Here is a 25576-nt window from a genome sequence, read left to right on the forward strand (position 1 = left end):
GCAAAACCTGTAGGAGCGAGCCTGCTCGCGATGGCGCAATGTCAGTCAACTGCGAAGTTGGTTGTGAAAATGTCATCGCGAGCAGGCTCCGCTCCTACAGGTTCTGTGCGATTTTTCAGGGATCGGCAGGCCGGAAAAAAATATCAACAGCAGCGTCCTCAAAAACCAGCCAGAAATATCCTTTGAAATAGCCAACCCCACCCCCAGCCCACCTTTTCGCAGCCAACGTCGCCGATGTTGTCGCTATCGTACTTACCTATGAGTTAGCGCACAAAAGCGTCGAACGTGCAGGTATTTTTAACACTTCACAAATATTCGGGAACATCCGACTGTCATCTGTGTCGGTTACAAAGAGTGATGCCGGTTACGCACGTCAGAAGCGTGCAAAAACGCGACATTTTTTGTTGATCTCAAGCCCCTCACGCCCTAAAGTTCGCGCCGAACGTCCATGCTGGAAACGATCCATCCGGCTCAAGTACTGACGACGAGACAGCAAGGCCAAGGGAAAGCAGCACTTCCCATGGCCTTTTTGCTTTCGGCGACATGCCTTGGGAAGTAGGCGAACCAAAGTGGGGATACGGAGGACGTTCATTTGCACCCATTGATTAATCTAGTTTGCCAGTAGGAGTTCCCAGCATGTCGATCCAGGTCGAAGACTATTTCGCGCGCGATACTTTCAACAAAATGAAGGCATTCGCCGACAAGCAAGAAACCCCGTTCGTGGTGATCGACACCGCGATGATCAGCCAGGCCTATGACGACCTGCGCGCCGGTTTCGAATTCGCCAAGGTCTACTACGCGGTCAAGGCCAATCCGGCCGTCGAGATCATCGACCTGCTCAAAGAGAAGGGCTCGAACTTCGACATCGCCTCGATCTACGAGCTGGACAAAGTGATGAACCAGGGCGTTGGCCCGGATCGCATCAGCTACGGCAACACCATCAAGAAATCCAAGGACATCCGCTACTTCTACGAGAAGGGCGTGCGCCTGTACGCCACCGACTCCGAAGCCGACCTGCGCAACATCGCCAAGGCTGCACCGGGTTCGAAAGTCTACGTGCGCATCCTGACCGAAGGCTCGACCACCGCCGACTGGCCTTTGTCGCGCAAATTCGGCTGCCAGACCGACATGGCCATGGACCTGCTGATCCTCGCTCGCGACCTGGGCCTGGTGCCTTACGGCATCTCGTTCCACGTTGGCTCGCAGCAGCGCGACATCAGCGTTTGGGATGCGGCGATCGCCAAGGTCAAAGTGATCTTCGAGCGTCTGAAAGAAGAAGACGGTATCCACCTGAAGCTAATCAACATGGGCGGTGGCTTCCCGGCCAACTACATCACCCGCACCAACAGCCTGGAAACCTACGCTGAAGAAATCATTCGCTTCCTGAAGGAAGACTTCGGTGATGATCTGCCGGAAATCATCCTGGAGCCGGGCCGTTCGCTGATCGCCAACGCTGGCATTCTGGTCAGCGAAGTGGTGTTGGTTGCGCGTAAATCCCGCACCGCTGTAGAGCGTTGGGTGTACACGGATGTGGGCAAGTTCTCCGGCCTGATCGAAACCATGGACGAAGCCATCAAGTTCCCGATCTGGACCGAGAAAAAAGGCGAGATGGAAGAAGTGGTCATCGCCGGCCCAACCTGTGACAGCGCCGACATCATGTACGAAAACTACAAGTACGGCCTGCCGCTGAACCTGGCCATCGGTGACCGCCTGTACTGGCTGTCGACCGGCGCGTACACCACCAGCTACAGCGCCGTTGAGTTCAATGGCTTCCCGCCGCTGAAATCCTTTTACGTTTAAGCCCTACATGTAAAAGCAAAAAGCCCATGTGACCTGTCATGGGCTTTTTTTGTACCTGCGCACCCTGTAGGAGCTGTCGAGTGCAACGAGGCTGCGATCTTTTGATCTTGATTTTCAAAGCCAGATCAAAAGATCGCAGCCTCGTTTCACTCGTCAGCTCCTACAGGGGGGCGGGTTCCAGTTCGATACAGCGTTGGGCGTAGTCGGTTGCCAAGGCTCGAATCTGCGGATCGGTCGCGCTCGACAACGCCTGGCTTGCCACCCGCAGGAAACTCAGATTCCCACCAGCCAGGGCCGCGTGCAGCCAGACCAATGCGCCGTCGATATTTCCCTCATCGGCCAACACCGCCGCATAGCTGAACTGACCACGAAAATCCCCGCCCTCGGCAGAACGCCGATACCAGTCGCGGGCCGCGTGCAGATCCATTGGGCAATTGCGTCCTTCTTCCAGATATCGCCCCAGCAGGTTCATCGACTTCGCGTGGCCCAGTGCGGCTGCTTGACGATATAGATTCAGTGCCTGCACTTGATCTTCGATAACCCCACGCCCGGTCGCCAGCAGATTGGCGTAGTTATACATCGCCCAATCCAGCCCGGTTTCAGCGGCCTGGCGATAATGCGCCGCGGCAATCGTGGCATCAGCCGGACAACCCCAACCCTGCTCATGACAACGACCGAGCATGTTGCGCGCCATCAGATGCCCACCCCGAGCCGCGATCCCGAACCAGCGCAGGGCCAGCGCCTGATCCTGTTCGATACCCTGCCCGTCCAGCAGGATTTGCCCAAGCAACGCCTGAGCATCGACAACACCTTCACGGGCCGCGATCAGAATCGCCTGGGCCGCACGTGCCGGACTTTCGTCGAGCATGGATTTGAGCGCATCACCGTCGAGGACTTCTTCGCGACGCAGTTGGAAAGTCATACCTCGACCCAACGGCGCAGCAGGTTGTGATACGTACCCGTCAGGCGGATCAGCGAAGGATGGTCCGGCACATCTTGGGTCAATTGACGGATTGCCCCGTCCATTTCAAACAGCAAGGCGCGCTGGCTGTCTTCGCGCACCAGGCTTTGGGTCCAGAAAAAAGAGGCATACCGCGTACCGCGAGTGACGGCGTTGACCTTGTGCAGGCTGGAGCCGGGGTACAGAACCATGTCACCGGCCGGCAACTTCACGCGCTGGGTGCCGTAGGTGTCCTGGATTTCCAGTTCGCCACCGTCGTAATCCTCCGGCTCACTGAAAAACAACGTTGCCGACAGATCGGTGCGTACCCGCTCAATGCTGCCCTTGGGCTGACGCACGGCGTTGTCGATGTGAAAATCGAAACTGCCGCCAGCCGTGTAGCAGTTCAGCAACGGCGGGAAAACCTTGTGCGGTAACGCCGCTGACATGAACTGCGGATTTTTCCACAGCCGCTCCAGCATGGCCGCACCGATCTCCTTGGCCAGCGGATGACCTTCCGGCAGCTGCAAATTGTGCTTGGCCTTGGCCGACTGATAGCCGGCGGTGATCTTGCCGTCCGCCCAATCAGCTTGTTCCAGAGCCTCGCGAATGCGCCGCACTTCTTCTTTCTCGAACAAGCCGGGGATATGCAGCAGCATGGCAAAGGCACCTGAAAACAAAGAAGCGCCAATGGTATTGATTCTTATTGCCCGTGTAAAACCCGCTAGACGAATGAAACAGTAAAAACCGTAAGGTTAAATTGTAAAGAATGTAAATTCAGTGCAAATAGTAAAGTTTCGCAATTGATACAAATAACTGTTTACCCTATATTCCGCCGCCTCAAATCCTTGGGGAGGGGAATTAAAAATGTCACGCCAACTACCACAATTACCTATCAGTTCACCGCGTTTACTCGCTTCTGCAATTGGCGTGGCGATCACCGCCGGCTCCGCGGGCCACATGGTTTTTGCTGCTGAAAAGACCGACGAAAAAGCACCAAGCAACACCATTTCCCTGGGCGCTACCTCCGTCACTGGCGAAGCCCAGGACGAGACTTCCTACAACGTCGAAAAAGCCTCCTCGCCCAAGTACACCGCGCCGCTGGTGGACACACCTCGCTCGATCACCGTCATCCCGCAACAAGTGCTCAAAGACACTGGCGCGATGAACATGCAGGACGCACTGCGCACCGTTCCAGGCATCACCTTCGGTGCCGGTGAAGGCGGCAACCCGCAGGGCGACCGTCCATTCATTCGCGGCTTCGATGCCCAGGGCGACACCTACCTGGACGGCGTGCGCGATACCGGTTCGCAGAGCCGCGAGATCTTCGCCGTAGAGTCGATCGAAGTGAGCAAAGGCCCGAACTCGGCCATCGGCGGCCGTGGCGCTGCGGGCGGCAGCATCAACCTGGTGAGCAAAAAGGCGCACTTGGGCGATTCGTTCGATGGTGGTTTTACCTGGGGCTCGGACCAGACCCAGCGCTACACCATGGACGGCAACTATCAGTTCTCTGACACCGCCGCTGGCCGTCTGAACCTGATGAGCCACGAAAGCAACGTCGCCGGCCGTGACAGCGTCGATTACGATCGCTGGGGTGTCGCTCCGTCGCTGGCCTTCGGCCTGGGCACCGACACCCGCGTCAACCTCGACTACTACCATCTCGAAAGCAACGACACTCCGGACTCGGGGATTCCTTACACCATCCCGGCCGGTGGCTCGGCAGCCCGTACCAAGTCCAATCCGGACAAGCCATACGCCGGCGGCGACACCAGCAATTTCTACGGCCTTGATGACCGTGACTTCCGCAAGGGTCGCACCGACACGGCGACCTTTGCCATCGAGCACGATCTGAATGATGCGCTGACCGTCAAGAACACCCTGCGTCACGGCACCAGCATGCAGGATTACATCCTGACCCAGCCGGACGACAGCAAGGGCAACGTCAACAACGGCACCGTGTGGCGTCGTGCCAACACCCGCGTCAGCAACACCGATACGACGACTAACCAGACCGACCTGTTTGGTGATATCTACATCGCCGGGTTCAAGAACAGCTTCGCCACGGGTATCGAGTTCACCCGTGAAGAAGGCGAGAAGTCTTCTTACAACGTCAACACCGACACTACGCCGCTGACGACAGCTCCTGCGCCAAGCTTCAACTGCAACCCTGCGATTGTCGGCCCACGCAGTGCTTACAACTGCACCTCGTTGTCCAACCCGAACCCGAACGATCCATGGAACGGTGCGATCTCGCGTAACTACGCCGGCACCGACACCGACGCCAACACCCGCGCCCTGTACGTGTTCGACACCCTGGAGCTGTCGCAACAATGGCTGCTCAACATGGGCCTGCGTTACGACCACTTCGACACCAAATACAAAACCTTCAACGCATCGAATGTGACTACGGCCAAAGGCAAAGACACCAGCGAGTTCGTCACCGGGCAGTTTGGTGTCGTTTACAAACCGGCTGAAAACGGCAGCATCTATGCGTCCTACGCAACCTCCGCCACACCACCCGGTAATACTCTGGGCGAAGGCATGGACGGCAACCCGCTGAATGGCGGCACCACAAACAACGACTTGAAGCCGGAAACCACCAAGAACTACGAAATCGGTACCAAGTGGGATCTGCTCAATGATCGCCTGTCGTTGACCGCCGACGTCTTCCGCACCGAGAAAGAGAACGCCCGCGTTCAAGTCAATACGAACACCTATGAAAACGCCGGGAAAACCCGCGTTCAAGGTTTCGAATTGTCGGCCACCGGCAGGATCACCGAAAAATGGCAAGTCTTCGCCGGCTACGCCTTCATGGACAGCGAACAAATCGACGGCGGCGATTTGCCGGCAAACCGTGCCAACAACGGCAACGAACTGCCTAACACGCCGAAAAACAGCGCCAGCCTGTGGACGACCTACCAGCTCACGCCGAAGCTGACCATCGGTGGCGGTGCGTTCTATGTCGACGACGTGTTCGGCAACGTGGCCAACACCACAATGGTCAATGACTATGTGCGTTACGACGCCATGGCCGCCTACAAGCTGACCAAAAACATCGACCTGCAACTGAACGTGCAGAACCTGACCGACGTCACCTACTACGACAAGGCCTTCTCGACTCACTTCGCCAACCAGGCGGCGGGCCGTACTGCTTTGCTGAGCACCAACTTCCACTTCTGATGGAACCCTGTAGCAGCTGCCGCAGCCTGCGATCTTTTGATGTTGATGTTTAGCGCATCTGAAATCAGCAAAGATCAAAAGATCGCAGGCTTCGCCAGCTCCTACATTGGCCTTTGGCCAAGCCCCGTTCATTCAGGTGAACGGGGCTTTTGTGTGTAAAAAAGAATGTTTCTCGACAACCCACGGCATAATGCGCGCCGTGATGACTACATTTGAATGAACAAGGCGAGCGACGTGTTGAAGAAAACCCTGTTCCAGTTGCACTGGTTTTTTGGCATCAGTGCCGGACTCGTCCTGGCCTTGATGGGCATCACCGGGGCAACGGTATCGTTTCAGGATGAAATCCTGTACGCGCTGAATCCTTCTGTGTTGCAAGTCCAGAAGCAGGTCGCCGGCGTATTGCCGCCCGCCGACCTGGTGGAAAAAATCGAAGCCGCAACAGGCAATAAAGTCGCGATGCTCTCGGTCGACATCGACAGCGGGATCGCTGCAAAAGTGTTCTTCACCCCGCCACCCGGTGAGCGTCGCGGGCAGATGCGCTTCTTCGATCCGTACACCGCTGAATTGATGGGTGACGCCACCGGCCAGGACTTTTTCGGCCTGATGCTGCAACTGCACCGCTTCCTTGCGATGGGCGACACCGGACGGCAAATCACGGGGGCCTGCACGCTGATTCTGGTGTTCTTCTGCCTCTCCGGCCTGTACCTGCGCTGGCCTCGTCAGTGGAAAAGCTGGCGCGCCTGGCTGACCCTCGACTGGAAGAAAAAAGGTCGCAGCTTCAACTGGGACCTGCACTCGGTCGCTGGCACCTGGTGCCTGGTGTTTTACCTCTTGGCGGCATTGACCGGGTTGTCCTGGTCCTACGAGTGGTACAACAAAGGCCTGACCCGATTGCTCTCTGATTCGCCTCAGAACGAGCGCGTTCGCGGTGGTCGTGGCCCAGCGCCGGAGGGCCAGGCACCGACGGCCGATTACTCGGCCATGTGGAGCAGCATCTACAGCGCTGCCGGCCCCGACCTGAGTTTTTACAACACCCGCATGCCGCCCGTCGCCGGGCAACCCGCAACCGTTTATTACCTGCTGAAAAACTCGCCCCACGACCGCGCGCTGAACCAGATCACCCTCGACCCGGTCACTGGCGTCATCAAGCGCCATGACCGCTACAGCGACAAGAGTCTCAAGGCGCAGCTGCTGACCAGCATCTACGCGCTGCACGTCGGCAGTTACTTCGGCATTGTCGGACGAATCATCCTGACAATCAGCGCCCTGACCATGCCGCTGTTTTTCGTCACGGGCTGGTTGTTGTACCTCGACCGCCGCCGCAAAAAACGCCAGATCAAGGACGCCCGCCAAGGCCTCACCCAATCGGGCAGTGACGCTCCGGCGTGGCTGATCGGTTTCGCCAGCCAGAGCGGATTTGCCGAGCAACTGGCGTGGCAGACTGCCGGCCAATTGCAGGCGGCGGGCCTGCCGGTGAAGGTGCAACCGCTGGCGAATATCAGCGCGCAGGATTTGCGTGATTCGAGCAATGCGCTGTTCGTGGTCAGCACTTTCGGTGACGGCGAAGCGCCGGACAGCGCCCGGGGCTTCGAACGCAAACTGCTGGGCCGAACGTTGAGCCTGGAGAGTTTGAATTACGCGGTGCTCGGTCTCGGCGACCGCCAATACCAACACTTTTGCGGCTTCGCCCGGCGCTTGCACAACTGGCTGGGCGAACACGGCGGCAAGACGTTGTTTGCTCCGGTGGAAGTCGACAGCGGCGACCCTTATGCCTTGCGTCACTGGCAGCAGCAACTGGGGTTGTTGACCGGGCAAGCGCCGGTCGACACCTGGCAAGCCCCGAGCTACGACAACTGGACGCTGACGCATCGGGAGTTGCTCAACCCGGACAGCAGCGGCTCAGCCGTTTACCTGCTGGGCCTCAAGGCACCCACCACCAGCAGTTGGCTGGCCGGTGACCTGGTGGAAGTCATGCCGCGCAATTGCCCGTGGGCCATCGAACATTTCCTCGATGGCCTGGGGATTGATGGCCGAGCCACGATTGAACACGATGGCCTGTCGCAACCACTGGAACAAGCCCTCGCCAGTCGCCAGTTGCCGGACAACCGCGCGCATCTGGTCGGCCTGCACGCTCAGGCGCTGGTGGATGCGCTGGTGCCTTTGGCGATGCGCGAATACTCCATCGCCTCGATTGCCGCCGATGGCGTGCTGGAACTGATCGTGCGCCAGGAACAGCATGCCGATGGCAACCTGGGCGTTGGCTCCGGCTGGTTGACCGAGCATGCGCAAGTGGGCGGCACCATCAGCCTGCGGGTGCGGCGCAACAGCGGTTTCCACTTGCCGAGCGAACCGAAGCCGATGATTCTGCTGGGCAACGGCACCGGGCTGGCCGGGTTGCGCAGCTTGCTCAAGGCGCGGATTGCCGATGGGCAACAGCGTCACTGGCTGCTGTTCGGTGAGCGCAATCGGGAACACGACTTCCTGTGTCGCGATGAGCTGCAAGAGTGGTTGATCTCTGGCGATCTTGAGCGCCTGGATTTGGCATTCTCGCGGGATCAGGTACAGAAGATTTACGTGCAGGACCTTCTGCGCGAATCAGCCGCCGAGCTGAAAAAATGGCTGGCGGACGGCGCCGTGATCTACATCTGCGGCAGTTTGCAGGGCATGGCGTCCGGTGTTGATCAAGTGCTTAACGACGTACTCGGCACCGCCGAAGTCGAACGCCTGATCGAACAGGGCCGCTACCGACGCGACGTTTACTGATTCCCTCCCTGTAGGAGCTGCCGCAGGCTGCGATCTTTTGATCTTAAAAAATCAAGATCAAAAGATCGCAGCCTTTGGCAGCTCCTACAGGGGGTTGGTGTCGATCACACTGGCTGCAGCTTCTGCTCAAACACCGATACCCCATCCAGATCGCGCAACACCACACTCATCTCCCCGCTCTGCCCATCGATATTCACCTCGCCAAAAAACTGAAACCCGGCAAACGGCGACGTGTTCTGTGCCGGTGGTGCCTTCTCGAAAACCACTTCAGGGCCGAAGGTCTTATCCAGCGGATTGGGCCCGAAACTTCCGGCATTCAAAGGCCCGGCGACAAACTCCCAGAATGGTTCGAAGTCTTGAAACGCGGCACGGTCCGGGTGGTAGTGATGCGCCGCGCAGTAATGCACATCCGCCGTCAGCCAAACGAAATTACGCACCTGCTGCGCCCGCAGAAATCCCAGCAGCTCGGCAATTTCCAGTTCACGACCCTGCGCCGGTCCGGGATCGCCGTTAGCCACCGCTTCCCAACGCGCCACACCCGGACTGACCTCGCCATCCGGTACGCCGAGACCGATCGGCATGTCGGCGGCAATGACTTTCCATTGGGCACTTGAGCCTTTTAACGACGCCTTCAACCAGTCCAGTTGTTCGCGCCCAAGAAAGGGCTTGGCGTCGCCAAGGTTGTCGTCATTGGCACCGCGATAACTGCGCATGTCGAGCACGAACACATCGAGCAATGGCCCATAGCTGAGCTGGCGATAAATCCGCCCGCCACCGTCGGCGCTCTGCAAACGCATCGGCGCGTACTCGAGCCACGCCTGCCGCGCACGGCCCACCAGGCTGTGGATATCTTTGCTGGCATAGCGCTGATCCAGTTGCTTGCCCGGTGACCAGTTGTTCACCACTTCGTGGTCATCCCACTGCCAGATTTGCGGCACTTCGGCGTTGAAGCGGCGGATGTTTTCGTCCATCAGGTTGTAGCGGTAATTACCACGAAACTCATCGAGGCTTTCGGCGACTTTGCTCTTCGCTGCACTGGTGATGTTGCGCCACACCCGGCCGCTCTCGGTGGTGAGCTGCGCGGGTACAGGACCGTCGGCGTAGATGGTGTCGCCGCTGTGGATAAAGAAGTCCGGCAGACGCAAGCGCATGGCGTCATAGATACGCATGCCGCCGATGTCCGGGTTGATCCCGAAGCCCTGGCCGACGGTGTCGCCGCTCCAGACAAAACGAATATCGCGGCGGTTCTGGGGCACGCTGCGCAAGTGGCCGAACCAGGGTTCGCTGGCGACGCCGCTCTGCGCGTCTTCAAATTGCACGCGATAGAAAATCGCCTGATCGGCGGGCAGCCCGGTGAGCTCGACCCGTGCGGTGAAATCGGTTCGGGCATCGGCCAGGGCCGAGACAAACCGCCGGGGGTTGGGAAACAGACTGCGGGTGTCCCATTCCACCACCATCCGCGCCGGGCGGTCGCAACGGCTCCAGATGATCGCCCGATCACCCAGCAAATCACCGGACTGCACGCCATCGGTGAGTTGCGGACGATCCTTGACCGAAGCAATCACCGCCGGCGCCAGCCCTGGCAACAGCAACCCGGCGCCAACCGCTTGCACCACACGACGACGACCGAGATCGAATTCGCTCATGGTGTTCTCCCTGAAAAAGGAAAAACTAAAGCATCTCTGCATGTATTTGAGGTGACAGTAAAAGATCGCAGCCTGCGGCAGCTCCTACAGGGAGTCACCTGTAAGAGCTGCCGCAGGCTGCGATCTTTTGATCTATGCCTTTACCGGCTCCAGCGCCAATTCAACGGTTTCAGGCCGCTTGACCACCGCATACACCACCGCCGTCAACAAACTCCCGGCGACAATCGCCAGCAGATACAGCAGCGCATGGTTGATCGCATTCGGGATTGCCAGCACGAACAACCCACCGTGGGGCGCCATCAACTTGCAGCCGAAATACATCGACAACGCACCGGTCAGTGCGCCACCGGCAATGCTCGCCGGAATCACCCGCAGCGGGTCCTTGGCGGCAAACGGAATCGCCCCTTCGGAGATGAAACACAGCCCCAACACCAACGCTGCTTTACCGGCCTCGCGTTCAGTCTGGGCAAACTTGCGCCGGGCGATGAAGGTGGCAATGCCAAGGCCGATCGGCGGCACCATGCCCGCCGCCATGGTCGCCGCCATCGGTGCATAACTCTGCGACGCCAGCAGCCCCACCGAAAACGCATAGGCCGCCTTGTTGATCGGCCCACCGAGGTCGACGCACATCATCCCGCCGAGCAAAACACCGAGCAGAATCGCGTTGGTGGTGCCCATGCTGTCGAGGAAATGCGTGAGCCCGGCGAGCATCCCGGCCACCGGTTTACCGACCACGTAGATCATCACCAGACCGGTGAACAGACTGGCCAGCAGCGGGATGATCAGGATCGGTTTCAGCGCTTCAAGGCTTTGCGGCAACCGTGCATAGCGATTGATCGCCTGCGCCGCGTAACCGGCGAGGAAACCGGCAATGATCCCGCCAATAAAACCAGCGCCCAGGGTGCTCGCCAGCAGACCGCCAATCATCCCCGGCGCCAGGCCCGGACGGTCGGCAATCGAGTAGGCGATGTACCCCGCCAGCAACGGCACCATCAACTTGAACGCGGTCTCGCCGCCAATCTGCATCAGCGCCGCCGCCAGCGTGCCTGGTTCCTTGAACGCGGTGATGCCGAACACGAACGACAGGGCAATCATCAGGCCGCCCGCCACCACCATCGGCAGCATGAACGACACGCCGGTCAGCAGGTGTTTGTAGACGCCGGTTTTCTCTTGTTTGGCAGGTCCCTTGGCACCAGTCGATGCGGTTTCTTGCGTGCCTTCGGCCAGCGCTTTTTTCAGCGTGGCTTCGGCTTGCTTGAGAGCAATACCAGTGCCGCAACGGTAAATCTTCTTGCCGGCAAAACGCTCGGTGGCGACTTCGATATCCGCCGCCAGCAGCACCACGTCGGCATCCGCAATGGCCTGTGCGCTCAGTGGATTGCGCGCACCCACCGAGCCTTGGGTTTCCACTTGCAGGTCGTAGCCCAAACGCTTGGCCGCTTGTTGCAAGGCTTCGGCCGCCATGAAGGTGTGGGCAACGCCGGTCGGGCATGCAGTGATTGCGACCAGGCGCGGTGCGTTGCTGGCGACGGCAACCGGTTCTGCAACAACCACAGGCGCGACGTAAACCCGAGCCTCTTCGGCTCCGCGACGCAGCACCGCATCAACATCCTGCAGGGCTTGCGCCGGGGTACTTTGGAACACGCGTTTGCCGACAAAACGCGCCATATCCACCGGCGCGCTGGTCACCAGCAAAACCCACTCGGCCACCTCGATTGTGGCCGCCGACAATTGCCGCTCAGGATGCGCCATATCGGTAATTTCGACGCTGGTGCTCCAGCCCTGACGCTGAGCCGCAGCGTCGAGCAAACGGGCGCACAGCACACTGGTGACCATGCCGTTCGGGCAGGCAGTAACAATGGCTAACTTCATGACCAACCCTCTTATTGTTCTGTCAGGGGACGCACGCGCACACCCTGTTCGAGCTGCGCCAATTGCGCCGCATCGCCGATACCGAAACCGATCTGAGTGACTGCCATCGCGGCAATCGCCGTGGCCGTGCGCAAGGTCTGCTCGGGGGTGTCGGCGCTGAGCAAACCGTGGAGCATCCCCGCCAGCAACGAATCACCCGCACCCACCGTGCTGGCGACGCAGACCTTGGGAGGCGTGGCATGCAGCGCCGAGCCAACGCTGAACCAGTTCACGCCCTCGGCACCATGAGAAATCACTACATGCTCGATGCCTTGGGCGTGCAATCGGTTCGCCGCTTCGGCCTGGGCCAACACCGAAACCACTTCGCCGCCCAGCACTTCTGCCAGTTCTTCAGTGTTGGGTTTGATCAGCCACGGGCCGGCCTTGAGCGCGGCGGTCAGCGCGTCGCCGCTGGTATCGAGGGCGACTTTCAAACCGAGGCTTTTCAAGTGAAGGATCAACGCCTGCAACCACTGCGCGCTGACACCTTGAGGCAAGCTGCCCGCTACAACGACGGCGTCATGCCCCGGTGCGATCTGGTCCAGTCGATCAAGCAAAGCCTGTTGTGCCGCCACGCCGACCATCGGCCCCGGGCCGTTGAGGTCAGTGATGCGGCCATCGCTTTCTGCCAGTTTGATATTGCTGCGGGTCTCGCCAGGCACACGGATAAACGCATCGACAAAGCCGCGTTTGGCGAACAGGGTTTCGAACGCTTGAAGGTTGTCTTCACCGAGAAACCCGCTGACCGTCAGCTGATGCCCGAGGTCCGACAACACCTGCGCCACGTTCACCCCTTTGCCGGCAGCATGGGTGTGCATGGCGTCGCTGCGGTTGACCTGACCCGGTTCCAGGCGCGGCAACTGAACGGTGAGGTCCAGCGCCGGGTTGAGGGTCAGGGTTAAAATTCTGGCCATTACAGGGCCTCCACGAGTGCGCGCACTTCGTTCGCGCTGCCCACGGCCAGCGCCGCTTGGGCAAGGGTTTGCGTCTGGCTCAGGCTGAGTTCGCGAACCCGCGCCTTGACCTCGGGAATGCTGCGCGCGCCCACACTCAACTCATCCACGCCCAACCCGACCAACACCGGCACCGCCAGCGGATCGGCCGCCAGCTCACCGCACACGCCAACCCATTTGCCATGGGCATGGGCCGCGCGCACGGTGATGTCGATCAGTTGGAGTACAGCCGGATGCAGGCCATCGGCCTGGGCCGACAAGGTCGGGTGACCACGGTCGATGGCCAGCGTGTACTGAGTCAGGTCATTGGTGCCGACGCTGAAGAAATCGACTTCCTTGGCCAGCACCGGCGCCAGCAATGCGGCCGACGGCACTTCGATCATGATCCCCAGTTGCAGGTCCGCGACCGGGATTTCCAGGCGCAGGCGCTCGGTCATGTCCCGGGCCTGCCGCCACTCTTCAACACTGCCGACCATGGGAAACATGATCCGCAGCGGACGGTTGTCAGCGGCACGCAGCAAGGCGCGCAATTGCGCTTCCATGATCTGCGGCCGTTGCAAGGTGAGGCGAATGCCGCGCACACCGAGAAACGGGTTTTCTTCCTTGGCAATCGGCCAATACGGCAGCGGTTTATCGCCACCAACGTCGAGGGTGCGCACCACCAGCGGTCGACCGGCCAGGCCATCAAGTACACGGCGGTATTCGGCTTCCTGGGTCGCCTCGTCCGGCGCTTGCGGGTGGGCCATGAAAATCAGTTCGGTGCGCAACAGGCCAATGCCTTCGGCACCCTGCTCCACCGCGCTAATGACGCCTGCGCTTTCGCCGATATTGGCGAACACTTCGACCGCATGACCGTCAGTGGTCAGGGCTGGTTGATGACGTTGTTCGGCGGCGGCATTCAGCCGTTGCTCGCGGGTGTCACGCTCTTCGGTAGCGCGCTGCAAGGTCGTGGCGTCGGCATCGACGTGCAAACGACCGCGTTGGCCATCAAGCAACAACGGCGTGCCCGGCGCCAGCAGCAGCACCGCCGCACCGGCGCCGACCAATGCCGGAATACCGAGCGCTCGGGCGACGATAGCGCTGTGAGCGGTGGCGCCACCTCGGGCGGTTAGGATGCCGGCGACACGGGTCGGATCAAGACGCGCCACGTCCGACGGACCGACTTCGTCCATCACCAGAATGTACGGTTGCTCGGGTTCGCTCGGGGTTTCGATGCCACACAGTTGCGCCAGCACACGACGACCGATATCACGCAAATCAGCGGCGCGCTCGGCGAGCAACGCATCCTGCAACGCTTCCTGCTGCCGGGCTGCCGCTTCGATCACCGACATCCACGCCGCTTCCGCGCTTTCGCCTTGCTTGAGACGGGTGTCGACGTCATCGGTCAATTCCGGGTCGTCGAGCATCTCCTGATGGGTGACAAAAATCTCGCGAATCGCCTTGGCCTTGCTGCGTTCGATCAGGCCACCGATGTCGCGCCGTACATCCGCCAATGCTTGCTTGAGACGTTCGCGTTCGATGGCGGCGGACTCACCGCGCAACGGGTAATCGATGGCTTGCAGCACTTGAATGTGCGCCGGGCCGATGGCGATGCCCGGCGCGGCGGCGATGGCCTGGACCAGACTGCCAGACGCCGGTGCGAGCACCACCGTCGCTACTTCGACGAGCACCTCTTGAACTTGACTGACCGCTGGCAGCGGCTCGATTTCTTCACCGAGGCCTTCTTCGATGGCAACCAGCAACGCCGGTAACGCATCGGCGGCGATGCTCGGTTCGGCGATGATTTCCAGCACCTGACCGCGACGGGCGCCGAGGCTGAGCAGTTTGCTCAAGCTCTTCACCGACACCGCGCTGTCCTGACTGTCGACGAGGCGGATGCGAATTTCGCCTTCAAAACTTTTCGCCAATTGCGCGAGAATCTTCGCCGGACGCGCATGCAAACCGTGGGCGTTGGCCAGCGCAATCCGCGCACTCGGCCAGTCCGCCGGCAGTTCACCGCCGAGCACTTCAAGCACCGCGCGGCAACTGGTGGCGCGGCCCAACTCATGGCCGCGACCTTCAATCAGCAACGCGCACAGTCGTTCGAGCAACGCTTGATGGGCTTCGCCAAGACTGGCCAGGCAGAACAACCCACTCAACGGCTGACCCAGGTAACGCAGGGGTCTGTCCGGGGTAACGAACGCCAGGCCGGGGCGCTTGACCGTTTGCTCACTGTGTAACCACCACAGGCCATCACCCAACGGCAGCGCTTCGACCTGCTGCAACACGGCGGAAAAACCGTTGCTCACACAGTCCGCCTGACGCAGCAAACGCGCGCCGCGCCAGACCAGCTCTTCGAAATCCTCTGCGGCAACGCCCAGGCCGATCATCTGTGCATCCAGCGCCAGCTCTTGCGGCGCACCTTGCAGCAGTTTCAGCAGCGACTCTGCGGTGCTGGCACGACGCAGCGCCTGACCCAGATCGGTCTCGCCGAGGGCACGTGTCAGCAATTGCAGCAGGCGTAAATGTTCATCGGATTTGGCGGCAATACCGATCGCCAGATAGACGATCTGCCCGTCGCCCCAATCCACACCGTCGGGGAACTGCATCAGGCGCACGCCGGTGGAAAACACCTGATCGCGGGTTTGCGGCGTACCGTGGGGAATGGCAATACCTTGACCGAGAAAGGTCGAGCCCTGGGCTTCACGCGCTTGCAGGCCGGCGAGGTAGCCCTCGGCAACCAGGCCATCGGCAACCAGATGGCTGGCCAGCAATTGCAACGCTGCGGACTTATCCGCAGCCGATTGGCCCATGGATATCTGCTCTATGGTGAGCTCGAGCATGCTTTCTCCTTTTTGGCGCCTGTGGGCACCAGGTATTGTTTTGAATGATTCAGCTTAGGCGCTTGCCTTAAAACAATCTTTGGCGGTTTCGTGGCAGAACCGGCCAAAGGCACCCATAACGTAGAAAATACGCTTGCTGAAACGTTTAATCTAGATTGATTGGCACGTTACTCGATAATGCCCCATCCTTGAAGTCCAACTTGTCGGATGCGTGAAGGCGAGGTCGCCTGCCTGAATCGGGTAGGATTGACGAAAATGTCGAGGCAAGCTCGAAAAAACAAGGAACTCCCGGGTTGAAACTCAGTGATATCGCCCAGTTGGCCGGTGTGTCCGTTACCACCGCCAGCTATGTCATCAATGGCAAGGCCGAACAGCAGCGCATCAGTCGTGCCACCGTCGAACGCGTACGTGCGGTCGTCGAGCAACATGGCTTCACGCCCAACCCCCAAGCCGCCGGGTTGCGCAGTCGGCATACCCGAACATTAGGGTTCATTCTGCCGGATCTGGAAAACCCCAGTTACGCACGAATCGCCAAACTGCTTGAACAAGGCGCGCGGGCTCGCGGCTATCAGTTGCTGATCGCCAGTTCCGACGACGCGCCGGACAGCGAACGGCAACTGCTGCAACTGTTCCGTGCTCGGCGCTGCGACGCACTGATTGTTGCCAGTTGCCTTCCGCCGGGCGACGACAGCTACCGCCAGTTACAGGCTAAAGGCATTCCGATCATTGCAATTGACCGGGTAATGGAGCCGGAACATTTCTGCTCGGTGATCAGCGACGACCGCGAAGCCAGTTTGCACCTGACCCAAAGCCTGCTGGACCCGTTGCCCACGCAAATCGCCCTGATCGGTGCCCGCCCGGAATTGAGCATCAGTCAGGAGCGAGCCGCCGGCTTCAAAGAGGCGCTGGCTGGATTCAAAGGCGAAGTGCTGATCGAGCATGGCGAATCATTCAGCCGTGAATGCGGCAAACAGTTGATGGAAGAGTTACTTCAGCGCGTAGGACATTTGCCCGAGGCACTGGTGACTACGTCTTACGTATTGCTGCAGGGCGTCTTTGATGCCTTGCACGACTTCCCGCTGAAAAACCGCCCATTGCGCCTCGGCACATTCGGTGACACCCAACTACTGGACTTCCTGCCGCTACCGGTCAACGCCATGGCCCAACAGCATCAGCTGATTGCCGACAAGGCCCTCGCACTGGCGCTGGCGGCCATCGAGCAGTCCGACTATCAACCCGGCGTGCAGGCCATCGCGCGTACCTTCAAGCAGCGAATTCGCCAGGACTGAACCGTGGAGCTGATCGACAGCCACACTCATCTGGATTTTCCGGACTTCGACGCGGATCGTCAGGCGCTGATGGCCGAAAGCCGTGCCCTAGGGGTGCGGCGGATGGTGGTGCTGGGGGTTTATCAGGGCAATTGGCAGCGGGTCTGGGATCTGGTGCAGAGCGATCCCGACCTGCATGCAGCGTTCGGTTTGCATCCGGTGTATCTGGAGGATCATCGTCCAGAGGATTTGCAGGCGCTCGGTGAGTGGTTGACCCGCCTGAGCGGTCATCGGCAATTGTGTGCGGTGGGCGAGATCGGCCTGGACTATTTCATCGAAACCCTGGATCGCGAACGCCAGCAAGCGCTGTTCGATGCGCAGCTGCAATTGGCGGCGGACTTTAATCTGCCCGCGCTGATTCATGTACGACGCAGCCATGCGGCGGTAATCGCTACGCTCAAGCGCTTTCGTTTACGGCGCGCCGGCATCATTCATGCCTTTGCCGGCAGCAAGGAAGAAGCTCGCGAATACATCAAGCTGGGTTTCAAACTTGGACTGGGCGGTGCCGCGACCTGGCCCCAGGCGCTGCGCATGCACCGGGTACTCGCCGAGCTTCCGCTCGACTCAGTGGTGCTGGAAACCGACTCACCGGACATGCCGCCTGCCATGTTCCCTGGCCAACGCAACAGCCCTGCGCACTTGCCGGCAATCTGCGCGGCACTCGCCGCCATCATGGCGACCAGCCCCGAACAATTGGCGGCCGCCAGTACCGCCAATGCCTGTGAGCTGTTCAACTGGTAATCAGTCGGCGTGGGCCCTGGCAGCTTCAAAAATCAACGTCATGTGCTGACGCTGACGAGCAAAATGTAAGGCGATGAAGTAGACGAAAATCGCCAGCAGCGAATAATTCAGCTGCTCCACAACACTCAACATTCCCACCCACTCCATGACCAACGCCACCAGCAACGCGGTGCAAATCATCACCAACAGGCTTGCCTTCAACATGGCCAGTGCGTCGAGAGATCTGAAGCGCCTGATCTGTTTCGGGTCGCTCAGTTGTAAGTTTTTTTGGCAGTGGGAACAGGTGAATGCTTCGTTGATTGCAATGGCATTGAGTTGCCAGGGTGTGAGTAACAGCGTGCGCTGGCAGTGAGCACAGCGACCCTGGATTCCTTGCGTTGCAACAGCCATTACCGGGCCTCCTCCAAGCGGTCAGTGAAGTGAATCTTCCCTCATTGAAGACGAAAAAACGAAACCTGCGCAAAAACCTGCAGGAGCAGCCGCAGGTTCGGGGGTCTTCAGACGCGGAACGCGCTGATCAATTGTTTGAGCTCCACCACCTGAGCCGATAGCGCACGACTGGCATCCTCGGTCTGGTGCGCACCTTCAGCGGTTCGCTCACCGGCACGGTTGATCTCGACGATGTTTTGATCGATGTCGTGGGCCACAGCGGTTTGTTGCTCCACAGCGGCGGCGATCTGCTGGTTCTGGTCGACGATCATGCCTACGGCACCGAGAATGTTTTCCAGGGCTTGCTGGACTTTTTCCGACTGCCCCACCGTGCCATTCGCCATCTCGTGGCTAACGCCCATCGCCTTCACCGCTGCGCCGACACCGCCGTGCAGCTTGGCGATCATCTGTTCGATTTCTTCGGTCGATTGCTGGGTACGTTTGGCCAGTGTCCGGACCTCGTCCGCCACCACCGCAAAACCACGGCCCTGCTCACCAGCCCTGGCCGCTTCGATTGCGGCGTTAAGTGCCAACAAATTGGTCTGTTCGGCGATGCTCTTGATCACTTCCAGCACGCGACTGATCGACTGACTGTCGTTGGCCAGTTGATTGATCACCAGCACCGACTGATCGATCTCACTGGCCAATGCCGCGATGCTGCCTTGCTGGGATTCCACCAGCCCGCGCCCGCTGATGGTTTCATCGTTGACGCTGTGGGCACTGCTGACCGCTGCTGCCGCACTGCGCGCAACTTCCAGGGAGGTAGCGGACATCTGGTTCATTGCCGTGGCGACCTGTTCGATCTGTGTGCGCTGACCCGCCACCGCCTGATTACTTTGCGCTGACACGTTCTCCACTTGCCCGGCCTGGCGCTCGACCTCGCCGACGGTCTGCCCCACGCGTTCGATCAAGTCATGGATCTTCTTCACCGTACCATTGAACACTTCACCCAACTCGCCCAGCTCATCACGGCTGTGGGCACTGAAGGTCACCGTCATGTCGCCGGCCGCCACTTTATCCATCACTCCGCCGAGGCGTTTCAGGGTAGTGCGGGTTGAGGCATAGAAGCCGCCGTAGAGGTAGAAAATCAGCACAAACACCACCGACAGCGCCACAGCCTGCAACACCATATGGGTGCGGTTCTGCTCAAGGCGCTGCTGTAACTGGGTGCCGAGAAATTTCAGGGTGGCTTCGTTGAGTTGGTAAGTGTGGTCCATCAGGCCAGTGACCTGATCGTAAAAGCCCTGCCACGGCGCATCGAGCGTGTCGGCCATCACCACTTGTTCTTCGAACAGTTCACTGGCTTTTTTCAGTGATGCCCGGCTGCTATCGGCCAAGGAGGCCAGGGTTTCTCGCGCAGCCTTGCTCGAACTCAAGGCGTCCTGCAACTTCAAGCCATATTCGCCCTGCAGTTTCTCGATCTGGGCCAGCAATTCATCGAAACGCGTACTGGATGCTGAATTGAGAAAACCCTGCCCCAGTGAAAAAGAGCCCATCGCCCGGCCTTCGCCGAGAAGCTGGGTCACCGGCGGGGTGACGTTGGTAATGAGCTCACTCAGCTGACGCATATCGCTTTGCGTATCGCGGCTCAGACCGGCCTGACTGGCGACGATCTGGCTGAAAATCTGTGCGCTGCCAAGCAATTTGCCAATCATCCCGCTTTTACTTTGCAGGGAAGTTTCGCTGTGCTGCGCCTTGAAGGCGGCGATCATTTCATCGCGTTTGGTATCAAATACCGTGATGTGTTCCGGGTCGGTGCTCATCGCGGTCAACCCTTGCAAGCGCGCCAGAATACTTTGCTCCAGCGTACTGATCTGCGACTCGATATTGCCGGCCTTGCCGGACTGGCCGAGGGAGACATTGATCTGCACCAGGTTGTTCAGGGTTTCCAGATCGCGCCGTAACGTCAGGCTGCTGCCCAGCAGATCGAGGCTTTGCAGTTCAATCCGGGTGCCCTGGAATTCGCGGTAGGAATCACGTACCAGGTAGAAGTTGGTTACCAGCATGGGTACCAGGAACAGTACGCTGATCAGGCTGAACTTCATGCCAAAGCTCAGGCGGTTCATCAGCGCGACGGCGGGATAGAGCAAGCTCTTCACTGGAAGTCTCCCTTTGATTTCTTATTTTTATTGGCAGGCGCAAGCCGACAGCAGTTAGCCACCCTTCGGCGCTGTCTCTGTATAGCTCAAATCAAGGGAGGGTTTTGTAACTTAAGGTTAACGGCAAAAAGATCGCACCCTGCGACAACTCCTACAAAGTCATGCGATCCCTGTAGGAGCTGCCGCAGGCTGCGATCTTTTGATCTTCAAACTCAATCAGGGCAGAACGGTCCAAAGAGCGATCCCGGCATACCAGAGCACCGCCGCCCGCAGCAGCAACTCCCAGATGCGATCGAGGTTGTTGATTCCCTCAGGCCCAACCACCGGCGCTGGTATTTCACCGGCCACCATTCCGGCCTTCTCGATCAATTGAGCTGCACTGATGTTCCAGTTCAGCAGCTCGTGCAACATCACCCGTCCGACCGCGACAAAGTTGCCAACCAAGGCAAAACTCGCTGCCAGCAGACGTACAGGTACCCAATCGAAGGCATGACGCAGTTGCGTCGCGCGCTCGACCAGGGCCGGGTTTTGTCCATGCTCTTCGACCAGCGCCAGCAGCCGGTAGCTCAGGGCCGCGACCGGTCCTAACAGGAAGTACCAGAAAATCACTGCAAAAAAACCCTGATAAGCCTCCCACAGCAAATGGCCCTCGACCCGCTCCAGCAGTTGTTCGCCACTGTCGGCGCAAATATCCAGATCGCGCTTGGCCACGAGGGCCGCAGCTTGCAGGTCTTCCCTGCGCCAGGCATCGCGGAACGGGCCAAGACCGGCCAGCAGATCGCCGCGCCCCAGGCTGTAAATCACCACCAGCAGGTGCACCGGCAATGCCAACAAACCATAAGCCACCGGCTCCAGCACCACCAACAGCAAACCCAGCAACGCCACCGGCAACAACACCATCACAGCCAGGATCAGCCATGGGCGATTGATCAGACGCGCGTTGACTTCAAGCCTGGCCAGCTCGCGCAACCAGAAACTGTCACGTTGAACCCGATGGCGCAGGGCCGAAAACTTCTCGATCCACACCGCCAACAGCAACACCAGAAAACTCATTGTCATTCCTCTTTTTCCAGAGCCGCTTTTGCCAATGCTGCGCGATAGCGCGCCCAGTCAAACGCCGGCCCCGGATCAGTCTTGCGCCCGGGCGCGATGTCGTTATGCCCGCAGATACGCTGTGTGGTGATGGCTGTGAAGGCGCTTTGCAGCTGCAGGGTCAGGGCCGTCAGCGCATCATATTGAGCATCAGTGAACGGCAGATCATCCGTGCCTTCAAGCTCGATGCCCACGGAAAAATCGTTACAGGTTTCCCGGCCTTCAAAACTCGAAATGCCAGCGTGCCACGCGCGCTCAAGGCAAGAGACAAACTGGGTTACGGCGCCATCACGCTCGATCAGAAAATGCGCAGACACTCGAAGGTCGGCAATCCCCTCAAAATAAGGGTGCTCCGTGACATCCAGGCAGTTCTGGAAAAATTCCTGCACCTTGCCGGTGGCGAATTGCGCCGGTGGCAAGCTGATGTTATGGATCACCAGCAGGGAAATTTCGCCCGTGGGGCGCGCATTGAAGTTGGGCGAGGGGCATAAACGCACGTCCTGACACCAACCGCTCGCGGGGTCCAGCTGCATACAGGTTCCTTCAACGACGACTGTGTGAGTGCCCAGTATGCCGCGATAGACCCTCGGGACGCGATCACTTGCCGCGATTGAGGCGGCGCAGATTACCGATCACTGACTCAAGTGCCCGATCAAACAACAAGGTGTCGTCAAGCCTGCGCACCGCACCCTGGTGAAACTCGAGAGCCAGGCGCGTGCGACTGCGCTCCAGTACTTTCAAACCGGTGCGGTTGACGAAGATGTATTGACCGGTAGCGCCGATGATCGCCGCCAGTTTGCAGCGCAGGGTGTTTTCCAGGTCCTCCTGAAATTCGACCCAGCAGCCAACGCGCAATTGATCAACTTGACGCAAGCCGTCATCGCCCGCTGGCAAATGTACCGAAACTGTCTCGACCGGGCCTTCATCGGCGTTCGGCAACACGACCTTTTCCAGCACTTCGATCATCACCGGTGCATCAGTGGCCGATGGCGCCGGTTGCGAAAATAACTGGACATGCAAACGTTCCAGCACGCTGAAAAATTCACTGGTGGCGAAAGGGTCGAATGCCGAACCGCTCAACCCCTCGCGCAATGTCTTGAGCAGCCCCGGCACCAGCGCCAACAGATGCGAACTTGCATCGGGCTCGTCATGGCGTTGCACGCTCCAGATCAATTGCTCCATGGCCTGCACATCGGCGTGCCACTGCGCGGAGGGGTCGCCATGCTTGCGCCAGGTCATCAGCAAGACGTTGCTCCAGGCCTCCTGGATAAACTTCACCACGGCTTGCGGCAGCACATTGCCCAGTAACACCTGGTTCAACGCCTGCTCGACACGCTGGCGGGCCAAGCCGGTTTTGGCGCGGCCTTCCTCAGCATCGCGGATACGTTGCTCCAGCAATTCGCTGCGCCGCCGTTCATCACTGGTGAATGCGAGGAAATCAGTCAATAGCTCGGAGAAGATCGCCGGGTCGTCGGCAAAATCGCTCAACAGACGCTGCACCACTTGCTCGATGCGCACGTACAGGCTGTCACGCTCAGAGGCAGCACACTCGCCCCAGCCCAGGGCCGCATGGGCGATTTCGTTGAGCAGTCGTCGTGCCGGATGGCTACTGCGGCTGAAGAAGCTCTTGTCGAGCACCGCCGCTTTCACCATCGGGATTTGCAAGCGACCGATCAATGCCTTGAGCGAGTCCGGCAGATGACGGTCGTCGAGCATGCATTCGAACAACATGCCGGTCAGGTTAATCACGTCTTCGTCGGCCGCGTCGACCCTTCGCGACTTGCCGCTTTTGACGCTGACCCGGGTCAACAGCTGTTCAAGTTGTTTGCGCAGATCGAAGTCGTCCCCGACCGTCGGTGCTGGCACATGCTGCTGCAGGTGCGAGAGCAGACGCAGCAAGTCTCGGGTGGAAATCGGTTGGGCCGGGGCACGGTCTTCCAGAGAGGTGGAACCGCTGCCACGTTCGGGGAGCAACAGCGCTTGCAACGTGGCGAACACCTGCGGGACCTTGTCGTCGTTTTGCGTATAGCTGGAATCAAGCGGCGCAAGGGTGTTCGACTCATCCGTAAGCCGACGTGCCGGGGCAGGCTTGAGATCGGGCAGGACGCCCGTAGCAATCAGCAGTTGATTGGCTTCAACGTAGAGCTGGTCGGTACCACTCAGCACATAGCGATCAAACAGTTTGAGGATGATCAACTTGACCTTGATCTCCACCCCCAGGTTGCTCCCGGCCTGCAAGAAAAACTCACAGAGCATCGTTGGCCCCATCGGATTGTGCTGCTCCATCAACGCCCTGCCCAACAGCGTACTGAGACGAGCGGTGAATTGATCAAGGGCGAACCCATCGCGGTTCAGCACTTTATTGACCATCGCCTCCACCGCCACATTGCGCTCCAACTCATCATCGGGCAGCGTCGCTGAGACAGCGTCGGGCAATGCCCGAGGCAAGAGTGTATGAGTGCCGTCGTACTGGGTAAGGCTGACAAACGCCTCGAAGAACTGTTCGAAAAAAAACCGCTCGATACTTTTGCGCTTGAGTCGCAAGTCGCGCATTGCTTGAAAAAAGGTGTTCTGTTCGACATTGTCAGACGCGCGGTCGGCCATTTCAAAAAGCGTGTCATCGGCGTTATCGAACAGCGCCTGAAAACCCTGGCGCAGTTGTTGTGTGGCCTTGTCACGAACCTGAAGCAGAATCACAGGCAGGCGGGCGAGCGGCGCATGAGTCGCCTGGTCGGTAGCGACCTTGTGCAAAGGCACTACATTCCCGTCTTTTTGCATTCAGCCTCCTGACCCACCAATTCGTCAAAGTCATGACGTCAAATAGAAGTCGAATTATCTTGTAAAAGACAGTCCTTGTGCCAGAGGCTCTGCTGCTTCTGCCGAAATAGACTCGACGCTTAAGACAGATCGCCCGTTGCAATCGACCAAATGCAGACTTTAGAGCGACAAGAGCGCGCCTGATGCCTTGGGTTGCCCGGCGCCATGGCCCTATAATCGGGCCACTTTGTTTGTGGAGTCCGTTATGCCGAACCTACGTCTCGCCGATTTGACTGCCGAAATCGAAGCCAACGTGCGCCGTGCGTTGCTCGAGGACATCGGCAGCGGCGACATCACCGCGCAATTGATCCCGACCGAACGCCTGGCCAAAGCCACCATCATTACCCGCGATGCCGCCGTCATTTGTGGCACCGCTTGGGTGGACACCGTGTTTCGGCAACTGGACCCTCGGGTTGCGGTGCACTGGCAAGTCGCCGATGGCGAACGGGTCAAGCCCAATCAGGTGTTGTTCCACCTCGAAGGCCCCGCGCGCTCGCTGTTGACCGGTGAACGCAGCGCCCTGAACTTCCTGCAAATGCTGTCCGGCGTGGCCACTCGCGCGCAATACCTGGCGGATTTCGTCGCCAGGACCGAAGTGAAGCTGCTCGACACCCGCAAAACCTTGCCTGGGCTGCGCCTGGCGCAAAAATATGCCGTAACCTGCGGCGGTTGTCACAATCACCGCATAGGTCTGTATGACGCGTTCCTGATCAAGGAAAACCACATCGCCGCCTGCGGAGGCATTCCGCAAGCCATCGCCGCCGCGCACAAAATCGCGCCGGGCAAACCGGTAGAGGTCGAAGTGGAAAGCCTGGATGAGCTGAAAGAGGCTTTGGCGGCCGGTGCCGACATCATCATGCTGGATGAGCTGAGCCTGGATGACATGCGCGAAGCTGTGCGCCTGAACGGCGGCAAGGCCAAACTGGAGGCCAGCGGCGGTATTACCGAAAGCACATTGCTGCCGATCGCCGAAACCGGTGTGGATTATATTTCGATTGGTGCAATGACCAAGGATGTGAAGGCTGTCGACCTGTCGATGCGTTTGAGTCTGTGAT

The 25576-nt window shown here is 59.3% G+C and carries 17 protein-coding genes; 6 read left to right on the top strand and 11 right to left on the bottom strand.

What is annotated here, in order from left to right:
* Nucleotides 1-636 precede the first annotated feature (636 nt).
* A complete protein-coding gene (locus KUF73_RS25240) occupies nt 637-1800 on the top strand; it encodes a type III PLP-dependent enzyme (protein ID WP_218440719.1) in 1164 nt (387 codons plus the stop codon).
* A 160-nt stretch (nt 1801-1960) separates the two neighbouring features.
* On the opposite strand, the gene KUF73_RS25245 is transcribed toward KUF73_RS25240, so the two are convergent.
* Both KUF73_RS25245 and KUF73_RS25250 read right to left on the bottom strand, forming a co-directional pair.
* Entirely contained in the window at nt 1961-2722 is a 762-nt protein-coding gene (locus tag KUF73_RS25245) for a tetratricopeptide repeat protein (protein ID WP_218440720.1), read from the bottom strand.
* On the bottom strand, nt 2719-3399 hold the full coding sequence (locus KUF73_RS25250; RefSeq protein ID WP_218440721.1) for a Fe2+-dependent dioxygenase: 681 nt from the start codon (nt 3397-3399) through the stop codon (nt 2719-2721). The genes KUF73_RS25245 and KUF73_RS25250 overlap by 4 nt, the downstream gene beginning before the upstream one ends.
* Nucleotides 3400-3607: 208 nt before the next feature.
* Here KUF73_RS25250 and KUF73_RS25255 point away from each other — a divergent pair, with 208 nt between their 5' ends.
* Complete coding sequence (locus KUF73_RS25255) at nt 3608-5920, top strand: TonB-dependent siderophore receptor (protein ID WP_218440722.1); 2313 nt, start codon at nt 3608-3610, stop codon at nt 5918-5920.
* A 234-nt stretch (nt 5921-6154) separates the two neighbouring features.
* Entirely contained in the window at nt 6155-8683 is a 2529-nt protein-coding gene (locus KUF73_RS25260) for a sulfite reductase flavoprotein subunit alpha (RefSeq protein ID WP_218440785.1), read from the top strand.
* Nucleotides 8684-8787: 104 nt separating this feature from the next.
* On the opposite strand, the gene KUF73_RS25265 is transcribed toward KUF73_RS25260, so the two are convergent.
* From KUF73_RS25265 to ptsP, 4 genes are all read right to left on the bottom strand, one after another.
* Complete coding sequence (locus KUF73_RS25265; protein ID WP_218440723.1) at nt 8788-10329, bottom strand: alkaline phosphatase; 1542 nt, start codon at nt 10327-10329, stop codon at nt 8788-8790.
* A 132-nt stretch (nt 10330-10461) separates the two neighbouring features.
* Complete coding sequence (locus tag KUF73_RS25270) at nt 10462-12201, bottom strand: PTS fructose-like transporter subunit IIB (RefSeq protein WP_218440724.1); 1740 nt, start codon at nt 12199-12201, stop codon at nt 10462-10464.
* Nucleotides 12202-12212: 11 nt separating this feature from the next.
* A complete protein-coding gene (gene pfkB, locus KUF73_RS25275; RefSeq protein WP_218440725.1) occupies nt 12213-13154 on the bottom strand; it encodes a 1-phosphofructokinase in 942 nt (313 codons plus the stop codon).
* The gene (gene ptsP / locus KUF73_RS25280; RefSeq protein ID WP_218440726.1) at nt 13154-16015 is read right to left on the bottom strand and encodes a phosphoenolpyruvate--protein phosphotransferase; all 2862 of its coding nucleotides are present in this window, start codon (nt 16013-16015) and stop codon (nt 13154-13156) included. The genes pfkB and ptsP overlap by 1 nt, the downstream gene beginning before the upstream one ends.
* A 293-nt stretch (nt 16016-16308) precedes the next feature.
* Here ptsP and cra point away from each other — a divergent pair, with 293 nt between their 5' ends.
* Nucleotides 16309-17304: a catabolite repressor/activator gene (cra, locus tag KUF73_RS25285; protein WP_218440727.1), complete on the top strand. Its 996-nt coding sequence runs from the start codon at nt 16309-16311 to the stop codon at nt 17302-17304.
* A 3-nt stretch (nt 17305-17307) separates the two neighbouring features.
* Complete coding sequence (locus KUF73_RS25290) at nt 17308-18084, top strand: TatD family hydrolase (protein WP_218440728.1); 777 nt, start codon at nt 17308-17310, stop codon at nt 18082-18084.
* Here KUF73_RS25290 and KUF73_RS25295 read toward each other — a convergent pair whose 3' ends face one another.
* The 5 genes from KUF73_RS25295 to KUF73_RS25315 form a co-directional block, all read right to left on the bottom strand.
* Complete coding sequence (locus tag KUF73_RS25295) at nt 18085-18474, bottom strand: hypothetical protein (protein ID WP_218440729.1); 390 nt, start codon at nt 18472-18474, stop codon at nt 18085-18087.
* A gap of 107 nt (nt 18475-18581) precedes the next feature.
* Nucleotides 18582-20612 carry a methyl-accepting chemotaxis protein gene (locus tag KUF73_RS25300; protein ID WP_218440730.1) on the bottom strand — a complete coding sequence of 677 codons (2031 nt, stop codon included), beginning with the start codon at nt 20610-20612 and terminating at the stop codon, nt 18582-18584.
* Nucleotides 20613-20828: 216 nt separating this feature from the next.
* Complete coding sequence (gene ampE, locus KUF73_RS25305) at nt 20829-21665, bottom strand: regulatory signaling modulator protein AmpE (RefSeq protein WP_218440786.1); 837 nt, start codon at nt 21663-21665, stop codon at nt 20829-20831.
* A 2-nt stretch (nt 21666-21667) separates the two neighbouring features.
* Nucleotides 21668-22237 carry a 1,6-anhydro-N-acetylmuramyl-L-alanine amidase AmpD gene (ampD, locus tag KUF73_RS25310; RefSeq protein ID WP_218440731.1) on the bottom strand — a complete coding sequence of 190 codons (570 nt, stop codon included), beginning with the start codon at nt 22235-22237 and terminating at the stop codon, nt 21668-21670.
* A 64-nt stretch (nt 22238-22301) separates the two neighbouring features.
* Nucleotides 22302-24482: a DUF1631 domain-containing protein gene (locus KUF73_RS25315; protein WP_218440732.1), complete on the bottom strand. Its 2181-nt coding sequence runs from the start codon at nt 24480-24482 to the stop codon at nt 22302-22304.
* A 244-nt stretch (nt 24483-24726) separates the two neighbouring features.
* On the opposite strand from KUF73_RS25315, the gene nadC reads away from it, so the two are divergent.
* On the top strand, nt 24727-25575 hold the full coding sequence (gene nadC, locus KUF73_RS25320; protein ID WP_218440733.1) for a carboxylating nicotinate-nucleotide diphosphorylase: 849 nt from the start codon (nt 24727-24729) through the stop codon (nt 25573-25575).
* Nucleotide 25576: the final 1 nt, after the last annotated feature.

This window comes from Pseudomonas sp. PD9R (assembly GCF_019200975.1).
GTDB lineage: Bacteria > Pseudomonadota > Gammaproteobacteria > Pseudomonadales > Pseudomonadaceae > Aquipseudomonas.

Coding starts and splice junctions, on each gene's coding strand:
- KUF73_RS25265 (WP_218440723.1), bottom strand. CDS start 10,329: ATGAGCGAATTCGATCTCGGTCGTCGTCGTGTGGTGCAAGCGGTTGGC.
- KUF73_RS25255 (WP_218440722.1), top strand. CDS start 3,608: ATGTCACGCCAACTACCACAATTACCTATCAGTTCACCGCGTTTACTC.
- nadC (WP_218440733.1), top strand. CDS start 24,727: ATGCCGAACCTACGTCTCGCCGATTTGACTGCCGAAATCGAAGCCAAC.
- KUF73_RS25240 (WP_218440719.1), top strand. CDS start 637: ATGTCGATCCAGGTCGAAGACTATTTCGCGCGCGATACTTTCAACAAA.
- ampE (WP_218440786.1), bottom strand. CDS start 21,665: ATGAGTTTTCTGGTGTTGCTGTTGGCGGTGTGGATCGAGAAGTTTTCG.
- ampD (WP_218440731.1), bottom strand. CDS start 22,237: ATGCAGCTGGACCCCGCGAGCGGTTGGTGTCAGGACGTGCGTTTATGC.
- KUF73_RS25315 (WP_218440732.1), bottom strand. CDS start 24,482: ATGCAAAAAGACGGGAATGTAGTGCCTTTGCACAAGGTCGCTACCGAC.
- KUF73_RS25270 (WP_218440724.1), bottom strand. CDS start 12,201: ATGAAGTTAGCCATTGTTACTGCCTGCCCGAACGGCATGGTCACCAGT.
- ptsP (WP_218440726.1), bottom strand. CDS start 16,015: ATGCTCGAGCTCACCATAGAGCAGATATCCATGGGCCAATCGGCTGCG.
- KUF73_RS25245 (WP_218440720.1), bottom strand. CDS start 2,722: ATGACTTTCCAACTGCGTCGCGAAGAAGTCCTCGACGGTGATGCGCTC.
- KUF73_RS25295 (WP_218440729.1), bottom strand. CDS start 18,474: ATGGCTGTTGCAACGCAAGGAATCCAGGGTCGCTGTGCTCACTGCCAG.
- pfkB (WP_218440725.1), bottom strand. CDS start 13,154: ATGGCCAGAATTTTAACCCTGACCCTCAACCCGGCGCTGGACCTCACC.
- KUF73_RS25250 (WP_218440721.1), bottom strand. CDS start 3,399: ATGCTGCTGCATATCCCCGGCTTGTTCGAGAAAGAAGAAGTGCGGCGC.